General features: G+C 38.4%; 12 protein-coding genes. 9 read left to right on the top strand and 3 right to left on the bottom strand.

The genetic code is table 11. The features are described 5' to 3' along the window. Window positions 1–34 precede the first annotated feature (34 nt). From CD33_RS10035 to CD33_RS20190, 8 genes are all read left to right on the top strand, one after another. Window positions 35–874: a putative RNA methyltransferase gene (locus CD33_RS10035; RefSeq protein ID WP_036200527.1), complete on the top strand. Its 840-nt coding sequence runs from the start codon at window positions 35–37 to the stop codon at window positions 872–874. Between the two features lie 71 nt (window positions 875–945). After that, window positions 946–1542 (top strand): lysophospholipid acyltransferase family protein, encoded by a 597-nt coding sequence (locus tag CD33_RS10030; RefSeq protein WP_036200526.1) that lies wholly within the window; start codon window positions 946–948, stop codon window positions 1540–1542. 282 nt (window positions 1543–1824) lie between these two features. After that, window positions 1825–2679 (top strand): KPN_02809 family neutral zinc metallopeptidase, encoded by an 855-nt coding sequence (gene ypfJ / locus CD33_RS10025; protein ID WP_036200524.1) that lies wholly within the window; start codon window positions 1825–1827, stop codon window positions 2677–2679. 233 nt (window positions 2680–2912) lie between these two features. Beyond that, window positions 2913–3632, top strand: a complete 720-nt coding sequence (locus CD33_RS10020) for a YebC/PmpR family DNA-binding transcriptional regulator (RefSeq protein WP_036200522.1) — start codon at window positions 2913–2915, stop codon at window positions 3630–3632. 167 nt (window positions 3633–3799) lie between these two features. Then, on the top strand, window positions 3800–5497 hold the full coding sequence (locus CD33_RS10015) for a M3 family oligoendopeptidase (RefSeq protein WP_036200521.1): 1698 nt from the start codon (window positions 3800–3802) through the stop codon (window positions 5495–5497). Between the two features lie 199 nt (window positions 5498–5696). After that, window positions 5697–6776: an AI-2E family transporter gene (locus tag CD33_RS10010; RefSeq protein ID WP_036200520.1), complete on the top strand. Its 1080-nt coding sequence runs from the start codon at window positions 5697–5699 to the stop codon at window positions 6774–6776. Between the two features lie 112 nt (window positions 6777–6888). Beyond that, window positions 6889–7347 carry a hypothetical protein gene (locus CD33_RS10005; RefSeq protein WP_036200519.1) on the top strand — a complete coding sequence of 153 codons (459 nt, stop codon included), beginning with the start codon at window positions 6889–6891 and terminating at the stop codon, window positions 7345–7347. A gap of 11 nt (window positions 7348–7358) precedes the next feature. After that, on the top strand, window positions 7359–7532 hold the full coding sequence (locus CD33_RS20190) for a hypothetical protein (RefSeq protein WP_215490542.1): 174 nt from the start codon (window positions 7359–7361) through the stop codon (window positions 7530–7532). Window positions 7533–7578: 46 nt separating this feature from the next. Here CD33_RS20190 and CD33_RS10000 read toward each other — a convergent pair whose 3' ends face one another. From CD33_RS10000 to CD33_RS09990, 3 genes are all read right to left on the bottom strand, one after another. Further along, a complete protein-coding gene (locus tag CD33_RS10000; protein WP_036200518.1) occupies window positions 7579–8595 on the bottom strand; it encodes an inorganic phosphate transporter in 1017 nt (338 codons plus the stop codon). 17 nt (window positions 8596–8612) lie between these two features. After that, window positions 8613–9233, bottom strand: coding sequence for a DUF47 domain-containing protein (locus CD33_RS09995; RefSeq protein WP_036200515.1), 621 nt, complete (start codon window positions 9231–9233; stop codon window positions 8613–8615). Window positions 9234–9470: 237 nt separating this feature from the next. Further along, window positions 9471–10631, bottom strand: a complete 1161-nt coding sequence (locus CD33_RS09990) for a class I SAM-dependent methyltransferase (RefSeq protein ID WP_036200512.1) — start codon at window positions 10629–10631, stop codon at window positions 9471–9473. A 267-nt stretch (window positions 10632–10898) separates the two neighbouring features. On the opposite strand from CD33_RS09990, the gene putP reads away from it, so the two are divergent. Next, a complete protein-coding gene (gene putP, locus CD33_RS09985) occupies window positions 10899–12389 on the top strand; it encodes a sodium/proline symporter PutP (RefSeq protein ID WP_036200509.1) in 1491 nt (496 codons plus the stop codon). Window positions 12390–12610: the final 221 nt, after the last annotated feature.

The raw sequence follows: 12610 nt of genomic DNA, 5'->3' as shown, positions 1-12610 counted from the left end.
ATGATACTTACAGCAAAGAAAAAGGAGTATGACTGTGGGAAAGGTATCCAAAAGAGCGGCTAGTATTTTATATATGAAAGAACATGAAACACTTTTTTCCTGTCCTTTATGTAAAGCGGGTATGAATGTCACTGATGATGGCCATATCATATGTGGCAATCTTCATTCATTTGATATTGCGAAGCAAGGCTATGTCAATTTCATGGTTAAACCGGCTACTTCCATGTACAGCAAAAGTTTATTTGAATCGCGACAGGAAATTATCAATAGTGGTTTATATAATCCGCTGCAACAAACAATTGCCAAACATATTGGAGTAGAAGCTCAAATAATATTGGATACAGGTTGTGGAGAAGGCTCCCACCTTGAAAGAATTTGCAATTTATTGAAGCAAGATACAGTTGCTGTAGGGATTGATATTTCAAAAGAAGGGATTCAATCCGCTGCGAAGTTTTATGATCAAAGAATTTGGTGTGTGGGAGATTTATCGAATAGTCCTTACAAGGAACAATCAGTGGATTGTATACTGAATATTTTATCGCCTGCAAATTACGAAGAGTTCGGGAGGTTGCTAAAGCCCAATGGCAAGGTCATTAAAGTGGTTCCACAATCTGAGTATTTGAAGGAAATCCGTAAACAGGCTTTTGCGAACACCGAAAAAGAGAACTATTCAAACGATCAAACAGTTCAGCGGTTCAAAGAGCATTTCATGAATGTGTCGCATGAACGGCTTACATACACCATGCCTCTAAGTTCATACTTAGTACCAAAACTTCTTGAAATGACACCTCTTGGATGGCATCTGCAAGAAGACATCAGATTAACGGAAATTACGATTGATCTCGATGTATTGGTCGGAGAGTATGCGAGATAATCAATTGGAAAAACCATCGTACAAAAGATGGCCAGATTTGCAAAAAAAGTATAAAAGGTAGGAATGTAACAGTGCTATATGATTTTGCTGCAAGATTAGTTGGAGTATATTTAAAGCTTAATGGTTCTAAGGCGAAAGTGTTCGGAAAAGAACATTTACCCAAAGAAGGCGGCTATATTATTGCTTGTACACATAATGGATATGTAGATATATTGAATTTGGGGGTATCCTTACTGCCGAGACATATCCACTTTATGGCGAAAAAACAGCTGTTCGATATGAAAGTGCTTGGGCCACTAGTATCAAATTTAAATGCTTTTCCAGTGGACCGAGAAAATCCGGGGCCCAGTGTCATCAAAATTCCGAGACAGCTTATTAAAGAAGGGAAGATTGTAGGTATCTTCCCGAGCGGCACACGTTCACAGGAAAATACGGAGTTGAAGCAAGGAGCGATCACGATTGCCCAACTTTCAAAGGGTCAAATTGTTCCAGCCGCTTATATCGGTCCAAGAAACGTAGGGGAAGTTATGAAGCGACAAAAAGGGTATCTAAGTTTTGGGGAACCTTTTACAGTTGGCGCAGGCAAAGAAGCGCGCGATGAAGCAGCCCAGCATTTAGAAAAAGAATTGCAACGTCTTACAGAAGAACTAAATAGAAAAGTAAAATAAGTAATGAACACTTTCCTTGAAGGAGAGTGTTTTTTATTGGGAAAATATGATGAAGATTTTTAGCGCTATCGTACTACAAAACAAATTTTACAGTAAGTTAACCCTATTTAGGCAACTGTGGGTCGCGATAAGTGTTCTTTTTCAAGCGGGATACGTTGTATTGCTGCTCTGATGTAGAATGCGGGTGGGGCCTATTAGTCACATCCTTCTATTCACCAAACATACTGTTCTGTTAAAAACAGGGTAATACTAAACAACAGACACAATTTTTGGAGGAGAACTATGGAAACAAAGGGAAGAAGGAAAAGTAGTAATGTTGAAGATCGCCGAGGAATGAGTAAAGGTGTTATAGGAGGCGGCATCGGAGGTATCGGAATTATTATTGCCATTATTTTCACTCTGCTAAATGGAGGTGACCCAAGCGATATATTGAGCCAAGTCAATCAAGGGCAAATCCAAAATGGAGGTACCGCCGAATATACGCCGAGTGCCGAGGAAGAAGAACTGGCGGAATTTGTTTCGGTTGTGCTTGCAGATACAGAAGATGTTTGGCAACAGCTATTTAAAGAACAAGGCTTAACTTACCAAAATCCAACCCTTGTGCTTTTCACCGACAGTGTACAATCGGGTTGTGGCGTAGCGGGTGATGCAGTCGGTCCTTTTTACTGCCCGGCCGATCATAAACTATATATCGATTTAAGTTTCTACCAAGAGCTGAAAAACAAGTTCGGTGCACCTGGTGATTTTGCAATGGCATATGTTGTTGCGCATGAAGTGGGACATCATGTACAGACCTTATTGGGCACTTCCCAGAAAGTTCATGCGCTAAATGGGAAAGTGAGCCAGGCGGAGTACAATTCGCAAACAGTAAAACTGGAATTACAGGCGGATTATTATGCGGGTGTATGGGCAAGTCATGTACAAGATTTAGGCTATTTGGAAGCAGGCGATATCGATGAAGCATTGACTGCGGCAAATGCAATCGGTGATGATACCCTCCAATTGGAAGCGCAAGGTTATATTGTTCCCGAAAGTTTTACGCATGGGACAAGTGAACAACGCGTGAGATGGTTCAAAAAAGGCTTTGAAAGTGGCTCAATCGAAGGCGGGGATACATTTAACGCACATGCGCTGTAAAACATTTCGGGAAGTTATTTGCACTACTAACCAGCTTCCACCTTTTTCTTTAATAAAAGAATAGTGTATAATATTACAGTCTCATTTACTTTTAGGGATTGAAATACTTTAATTACGCGGATAGGGAATTACAAGATCCACGGCTATCCGCATTATAAAACGTCAACTCACCTTAGTGGGGCTGTTGTGTTTTTCTAAATATATGTATCATAACGGAAAAGAGAGTGAAATGAATGGGTCGTAAATGGAATAACATTAAGGATAAGAAAGCCGAAAAAGATAAAAATACTAGCCGTATTTATGCTAAATTTGGTACTGAAATTTACGTAGCTGCAAAAAAAGGAGAGCCAGATCCAGAATCCAATACAGCGCTAAAATTTGTTCTGGAACGTGCCAAAACTTACAATGTTCCAAAGCATATTATCGATAAGGCAATCGACAAAGCAAAAGGTGCAGGCGGGGAAGATTTTGACGAATTGCGCTATGAAGGATTCGGTGTCGGAGGAACGATGGTTATTGTCGATGCATTGACTAACAATGTAAATCGCACTGCTTCGGACGTTCGTGCGGCATTCGGCAAAAATGGCGGCAACATGGGCGTATCAGGTTCTGTTACGTATATGTTCGATTCGACTGCCGTGTTCGGTATTGAAGGAAAAACTGCCGATGAAGTGTTGGAAATCTTATTGGAAGCCGATGTTGATGCCCGTGATGTATTCGAAGAAGAAGATAACGTAATTGTTTACGCTGAGCCCGATCAATTCCATGCAGCTCAAGAGGCCTTTAAAACAGCTGGGATTACTGAGTTTACAGTGGCTGAATTAACAATGCTTCCTCAAACAGAAGTTTCACTCACTGGGGAAGATGCAGCGAAGTTTGAAAAAATGATTGATGCACTTGAAGACCTTGATGATGTTCAACGTGTCTACCACAATGCAGATTTAGGCGAGTAAATATCATCCTAGAATATTAAATGCGCTAAGCCCAGTAAAGATTACATGTTTACTGGGCTTTTTGATTTGTTCAAACAATTATCAGAATAGTTGCTCTTTTGGTAGAAATAGTTAATAATAGTATAGTAAACTTCGAACTGCTAAATATTAGAGAGGTGTGTAAGAGCATGGTAACTTTTAAAGATTATGAATATAAAAGACCGGATTTGGATGATACAAAGGGGAAAGTTAGGGAATTAATAGGACAATTTAAAAATGCTGATTCCGTAGAAACACAAAGTGAGGTAATCGAGAAGATAAATGCCTATCGCAATGACTTTTCAACGCAGGCCAATCTTGTCTATGTTCGAGCGTCGATTGACACGAATGATGAATTTTACCAAAAAGAGCGGGATGTGCTTGATGAAATAGAACCGCAGTTTGAAGAACTTCTTTTTGAGTACTACACGGAGCTTGTCAAAACACCATATAGAAAACAACTAGAGGAAAAATGGGGAACACAGCTTTTTGCTTTGGCAGAAAATCAAATTAAAGCATTTTCACCGGAAATTATAGAATTAATGCAACAGGAAAATAAGCTAGTTTCTGAATACAACAAACTAGTAGCTTCGGCACAGATTGAGTTTGACGGGAAAACATTAACGCTTGCCCAACTGACTCCATATGGCGAATCTACCGATCGAAATGTTCGCAAACAAGCAATGGAAGCCCGTTTTAACTTCTTTAATGATAACGGTGAAAAATTTGATTATATTTTCGATCAATTAGTACAACTACGCCATAAAATCGCCACAACGCTAGGCTACAAAAATTATGTTGAGCTTGGATACGTCAATATGAATCGTATTGATTACGATGCGGAAATGGTTGCAAATTTTAGGGATCAAGTACAAAAGTTAATTGTACCTCTTGCTACGAAGTTATATGAACGCCAAGCGAAACGGATTGGCATTAATGACTTTAAGTATTATGACGAGGGGTTAAACTTCTTGACAGGAAATGCAAAGCCGCAAGGAAGCCCGGAATGGATCGTATCTAACGGCAAAAAAATGTATGAAGAACTTTCAACTGAAACAGGGGAGTTCTTTAACTTCATGATTGACCGTGAATTAATGGACCTTGAGGCGAAGAAGGGAAAAGAAAGTGGTGGTTATTGTACATTTATTGATAATTATGATTCACCATTTATCTTCTCGAACTTTAACGGCACTTCCGGAGATATCGATGTTCTGACACATGAAGCAGGCCATGCCTTCCAAGTATACTCCAGCCGGAATATCGGTATTCCCGAGTATCTGTGGCCAACTTATGAATCAGCTGAAATTCACTCCATGAGCATGGAATTTTTCACATGGCCATGGATGGAACTATTCTTTAAAGAGGAAACTGAGAAATATAAATTCTCGCATTTGGCTAGTGGATTATTGTTCTTGCCATACGGGGTAGCGGTTGATGAGTTCCAGCATGTCGTTTATGAAAATCCTGCGATGACTCCAGCTCAGCGCAAGCAGGCATGGAAGGAAATCGAAAATAAATATCTTCCACATCGTGATTACGATGGCTACGAATACTTGGAGCTAGGTGGCTTCTGGCAACGTCAGGCACATATCTATGCAAGCCCATTCTATTATATTGATTACACTCTTGCGCAAGTGTGCGCATTCCAATTCTGGAAACGCTCAAGAGAAGATTTTGACTCCGCATGGAAAGATTATATTCACCTTTGCGGTTTGGGTGGCTCTATGTCATTTACAAAACTAGTGAAAGAAGCGGGGTTAATCTCGCCATTTGATGACGGCTGCGTAGAATCTGTCATCGATGCAATTGAAGAGTATCTAAACTCTGTTGATGACGCAAGTTTGTAAGCAAAGAAACTCTCGGAATATAATTTTCCGAGAGTTTTTTGATTTGATAAGATATAATAATAATTGGTATAAATTCTATTTAAAAGGAAAATTGATGAAGGTTTGCAAACTACATTACTAAGGTAAAATGAAATTTAGTGTATTGTGGTTGAATAGGAAATCATTATCATTGAAACAATATGGAAAGAGGTGATTGCCAGTGACAAAAAAAGTCTGGTTCCAAGTAGGAATTGGCATGATTATCGCATTATTAATTATAAAGTATGTAGTGGAAATTCATTGGATTTTCAGTCCGTTTTATATCATCATCAAGACGATTTTTATTCCTTTATTATTAGGTGGCGTGCTTTATTATATATCCGAACCATTGCAAAGGCTGATGGAAAAGAAGGGAGCACCAAGATGGGCAAGTATACTAACGATTGTATTGCTGCTTGCAGGTATCGTTACAGGAATACTGCTGATGATTGGAAACCCGATTTCCGATCAGGTGAATAACTTAGTAGAAAACGCTCCAAATATTGAAGATAAAATTATGGATGCTGCCGATATTGTTCTAGATAACAAGGAGAATCTACCACCACAAATCGAAACCTTTGTGGATTCTGTTTCAAGCTCTATTCAAACGGTCATGATGACAGGAAGTAAATACATTGTAAGCTTTGTCAGTGGAACAGTAACTGCAGCCTTCACTTTAATCTTGGTGCCTTTTTTCTTTATTTACATGCTGAAGGATCATGAGAAATTCGCACCCAACATCTATAATCTTTTTGCGGGTGAAAGACGCACCTGGGTAAAAGAGACCTTAGCGGATATTGATAATGTTTTAAGAAGCTATGTTCAAGGACAAGTGCTGATCAGTCTTATTCTTGCCTCGATGATGTATATCGGGTACCTGATCATTGGATTGGAGTATGCATTGCTACTTGCACTTTTCGCATTCTTCATGAATATGATTCCATTTATCGGTCCATGGATTTCATTGGCTCCCGCTCTTGTAATCGCTGTTATTCAAGACCCCATCCTCGTAGTGTGGGTGGCCGTTATTACTTTGGTTGCACAACAGTTGGAAAGTAACCTGATCACTCCGAATATTATGGGGAAATCGCTGGATGTGCATCCATTAACCGTCATCACAATCGTATTGGCAGCAGGAAATATCGGAGGCTTCTTATTTATCATTATCGCTATTCCGACTTATGCGGTCATTAAGGCGGTCGTAAAAAATATTTACGAAGAACGGAAAAAGATAAAAGAAGCGGCAACAAAGACAGTTTAAAAGTCGGAAACAAGGCACAGTATGCCATACGCGGTATACTGTGTTTCAATTTAATTAGTGTAGAGAAGTTAAAACGTATGACAATAGACAGGTAAAGGAGTTCAACATATACATGTTATCATTTGAGCAAAAACAAAATATTATCGAGTCGTTTCCAGAACTCACGAAAAAAGAAATTTCCATGAAGCGAGTAAATTATCATTATGAAGATAGTTTATATGAAAAAACAATTGTGGTTGAAAAATTACACCCAAATGGAAATGGATTTGTTTATACAGGAGATTTACTGAAATACGACAAACTGGCAAACGATAAAGGGTTGGTCAATATACGCGACTTTGACGAACAGGAGTTACGCGAGATTATTCGGGATGCCATTGATTTTTTATCCGAGGACCTGGAAATACCGGTAGTCGAAAAATGGGTTTCACGGGATGGTGTGATATTGGAGTTGCGACATCATAGACGAGACTGGAATATTTATTATCAAGACAATTTGGAAGAAACTTTCGGGACACGTGAATCGGCTGTGGAGTACTTGCTTGAAGAAGGATTCAAATTGAAGAAATAAAGGGGTAAGCTATGATGAATGGAAAAAAAGTAGCCATATACTTTGTGGGATTTATTATCTTGGTTTGCATATTGATCGTAACCATAATGCAAATATTTTTTGCAACATATGAACCTAAAACAAATAAAGGGGAGACAGAAAGCTCAATTGTCATCCCTGCAATGGACGAAAAAAATCTGCTGTAATTAATAAAAACCAAACGAAACAAGTTCGTTTGGTTTTTTATTAGTTTTAGAAAATAACATTTAAAACGAGGAAGATGATAGCTGCCATCAAAGCTGATATTGGCATCGTAATCAGCCAAGTAAGGACAATTTTACGAGCGACGCCCCATTTAACGCCTTTAACACGTTGTGCAGAACCCACACCCATAATGGCTGAGGAAATTACATGTGTTGTTGAAACAGGTAAATGAATGACAGTCGCCCCGAAAATGATCGAAGCCGATGCCAAATCGGCAGCAACACCGTTAACTGGACGGATTTTCATAATTTTGCCGCCAACAGTTTTGATGATCTTATAACCACCAATTGACGTTCCAAGCCCCATGGCAATCGCACAGGCAATACGTACCCATTCCTGTACCTCATCATCTGTTTGTAAACCGGCAGCAATCAATGCCATTGTTATAATACCCATTGCTTTTTGGGCATCATTTGTACCATGAGTAAAGGATTGAATTGCTGCAGTGATAATTTGTACAATCCGGAATCCTTTGTTCGTTCGATAAAGGTTCAAGTTTTTAAATAGTACTTTAAATAAAGACATGAAAATAAAACCAATGGCCAGTGCAAGGAATGGTGAAGCGATTAACCCAATCAAGATACTGCTGAAGCCACTATAGTTTAAAATGTTAAAACCGGCTGCAGCTATTGCAGCACCGGCAATAGAGCCGATTAATGTATGAGAAGAACTCGATGGAATACCGAAGTACCATGTAAGCAAGTTCCAAGTTATCGCGGAAAGTAATGCTGCTAAAATAACGATTGTTCCAGTTGTATCATCTGCAGTCGCATTTAGTGAAAAAGGGTCAACGATATCCTTGGCAATTGCCTTGGCAACACCAACAAATGTAATTGCTCCAATAAAGTTCATTACAGCTGCTAACAATACAGCAACGCGCGGCGGCAATGCACGGGTAGAAACAGAAGTAGCAATTGCGTTTGCCGTATCATGGAAACCGTTAATAAAGTCGAATGCTAAAGCAAAAATTACGACTAATATTGTCAGTAATAAGATAATATCCATTTTAAAACTCCTGACTCTTACGCGTTACGCATAATGATTGTTTCTAATGTATTGGCCACATCTTGGCATGAATCTGCAATCTCTTCTAATTGGTCATAGATATCACGCATTTTAATTAAACGAATTGGATCTTTTTCATTAAGGAATAACTGCTTTGTTGAAGAACGGGAAATTTCATCGCATTCACGTTCATAGTCTTTAATTAGAATAATGTGTTTACGCATAGCAATTAGGTCTTTCTTATTTAAAAGATCAGTTGCCGCAACAATTTCATCCGCACTACTCGAAATATAATCGAAGAATTTTCTCATTGATTCATCAACCTCGATAAACGAGAACATTTCGAAATGCGCGATACAGTGTTCTGCACCGTCCAACACATCGTCCATCTTGTTAGCTAAAGCCAAGATATCTTCACGTTCGATTGGAGTCATGAAGGATTTATTCAACATTACGATCAATTCATGGATTAAATGATCTCCATCTGTTTCGTACTTTTTCATTTTTACGCTTATTTCTTTTAAATCAGCAACAGTTTCAATTCTGAAATCTCTTGCGTAATGTATAGCTTCTCTCATATTTTCTGCTATCTTGTGTAAAGATAAGAAAAAAGGATCTGGTTTTCTTGAACTAAACATGGAATTGCCCCCTGGTAAAGTGTGAATTTAATAGTAAATTAAAACCTAAATCATCATATCAAAATATTTATAAAATCTATACATAATTTAACTTGAAATAAACAAAATTTACATTACTGTAATATAAGAAGGTATATCGGTTACAGTTTTTGTATGATATGGAAAATGAAAGTGACGTCCAACATGAAAGGTTACTTTATATACTTGCCTGTTCATTTCATTTTATGTGACTCCACTTTAAAAAAATTCTTTTAATTCGTTTTCCAAAAAGGGCTTGGCAGATAAAAATTGAGTAAACGCATGATACCGTTCCAGTTGTTGTTGGGACGGTTTTTTACCGGTGAAGTACGCACGAATCAAAATGTTTTTAGGAGTATGTTCAATATCAATAAATTCCAACAGTTGTGTATCGTACCCGACAAGCGTTAGCAGCTCGGCCCTTATCGAGTCTGTGGCTAGTGAAGCAAAACGTTCTTTTATCAAGCCATGCTGGGTTAATATTTCCAAGTTGGGGGAATGCAGCTGGCGGTTAAGTTCATGCTGGCAACAAGGGACACTTAAAATAACTTTTGCTCCCCATTTAACTGCACGTGCCAATGCCATATCTGTTGCTACATCGCATGCATGTAAAGTAACCACCATATCCACCGAATTTTCATCATCATAATCATTTATATCCCCGACCAAAAATTCAAGCTGATCATAGTTTAAATCTTGAGCTATTTTGTTGCATTCCTGAATAACTTCTTTTTTCAAATCAAGCCCAGTTACACGAATATCCAGTCCCATTTCTATTTTTAGGTAATGGTAAAGAGCAAAGGTTAGATAAGATTTTCCTGATCCAAAATCAAGAATCCTGATTTGACGGCCTTTTGGTAAATGTTCAAGTGAATCGTGGATAAATTCGACAAAGCGGTTGATTTGCTTGAACTTATCATATTTTTGCTTTTTTACTTTACCATCCTCCGTTTGAACACCGAGACGAATCAAAAATGGGTAAGGCGTTGTATCATCCAATAAGTATTGTTTTTTTCGGTTGTGGGATAGGTTGATTTCCTTTGTTTCATTTAATTGTTCAGTTTTCCATGATACTTTATTTTTCTTGGAAAGCTGTATTTGTATATTTTGGCTTTTAAGTTGTGCGTGTATTTGTCTGAATTGAGATAATAATATATCAAGGGAATGTGAAAACTTTTCAAGAATAACGTTTTCATGTTTTATGATTCGCTCGTATTGATATTCGATTTGAATGTGATAAATCCCCTTCAACTCAATGGGCTTCAGTTTAACACGCTTCAAATCATTTGATTTTAGTCTAGGTTGACTAATAGTAGCATTTACTAGTTCCTTATTCATAATGTGAGTTACTAGCTTTTCTTTCATTTGTACGAAGTCCATGGTATCAGCCTTTTCTTATAAATTGATGGCAATAGTTTAACACAGCTACTTGGTCATGTGTTAAATTCTTACTTGGGTAATTACAAAGAATTCGGGTATACAATAATAACATCAGTATAGGAAAATTGTTTTTTCTAAATTTTTAAACACTTGAATGTGGAAATGTGTTAAATTAAATTCATGAGATAGCTTTTTCTGAATAATGCTTTTATTTGCTTTAATAAGCCGCTATTTCATTAATTATATTATGGTTAAGGGGGAAAAGGGATGTCCGATCACGCATTTCAATTATTAGCAATCGTGATATATATGCTTGCCATGATCATCATAGGATGGTTTGCGTATAGAAAAACAAAAAACTTGAATGATTATATGTTAGGTGGGCGAGATTTGGGTCCTGCGGTTACGGCATTAAGTGCTGGTGCTGCAGACATGTCCGGCTGGCTGTTAATGGGGTTGCCGGGCGCTATTTATGCTTCGGGTCTTGTAGAAGGCTGGATCGCAATTGGGCTCACGGTAGGAGCATGGTTAAACTGGTTTTTGGTTGCACCACGTTTGCGCGTTTACACACAGGTGTCAAAAGATTCGATTACGATTCCAAGTTTTTTGGATAACCGTCTTCGTGATAATACAAAACTAATCCGTATAGTTTCGGGTATAGTTATTTTAGTTTTCTTCACATTCTATGTTTCATCAGGTATGGTATCTGGAGGTAAATTCTTTGAGAGTTCTTTTGGATTTGATTATCATACTGGCTTATTGGTCGTAAGTATCGTTACGGTTGGTTATACGTTATTCGGTGGATTCCTGGCAGTTAGCTACACTGATTTTCTGCAAGGACTGATTATGTTTTTAGCCTTGGTGCTAGTGCCGATCTTTGGTGTGTTCTTTACTGGCGGCATTGGTGAGACGATCGATTCAATCAAAGCTGTCAATCCAGAGCATTTCAGCTTATTTGCATCAACAGCCACTGCGGCAGGGATTATTTCATCGGTAGCTTGGGGACTTGGTTATTTCGGCCAACCGCATATCATCGTACGGTTCATGGCCATTAAATCGGTCAAGGAAACAAAACAAGCCCGCCGAATCGGGATTGGCTGGATGATCTTAAGTTTGCTTGGTGCTACTTGTACTGCACTTGTAGGATTGGCTTATTTCCAACAAAATGGGATGTCAATTGACGACCCGGAGACAATCTTTATTGTAATGGGACAAATTTTATTCCACCCATTCATCGCGGGAATTATGCTGGCTGCAATATTAGCGGCGGTTATGAGTACAATTTCTTCGCAGTTGATTGTAACTTCCTCGGCATTGGTTGAGGATATGTATAAAGCATTATTCAAGAAAGATGCATCGGATAAGCACTATGTAATGGCAGGGCGACTGGCCGTACTTGTTGTATCGGTTGTGGCAGCTATTTTAGGATGGAACCCAAATAGTTCCATTTTGGATTTGGTCGGGTTTGCTTGGGCAGGATTTGGTGCGGCATTCGGACCAACAATTTTGCTTGCGTTATATTGGAAAAAGCTTACGAATATCGGGGCATTAGTAGGGATGGTTGTCGGAGCGGTAGTTGCCTTCGTTTGGGGATCAAGTGAAGCCTTGTCCGGCATGCTATACGAAATTGTACCTGGTTTCTTGATCAATTTAATCTTAACAGTAATCGTAAGTTTGATTACTTACAAACATAATGCGGAAATTGAAAAGGAATTTGATGAGACTTTAAGCTTGTTAAAATCAGAGAAAAGTGAATAAAAAGGATGTTCCAAAAGATTGTTCAACAAACTTTTGGAACATTTTTTTATAAATATGCCAAATCGATTATAGGTCCCAAATATGGTGAGTTGCCAAGAGTAATTGAAATGCCCAAAAAGCATATACTATATGATACGATAGATGAACAAATCCTATCTACAAGGCAGATAGGGAATTTCGACAAACTCACGCACCCGCAAGCATACTGCTTGTGGAGGTTA

It is taken from the genome of Ureibacillus sinduriensis BLB-1 = JCM 15800 (genome assembly GCF_000772955.1).
Taxonomy (GTDB): Bacteria; Bacillota; Bacilli; order Bacillales_A; family Planococcaceae; genus Ureibacillus; species Ureibacillus sinduriensis.
This window is presented reverse-complemented; position numbering and strand designations above follow the sequence as displayed.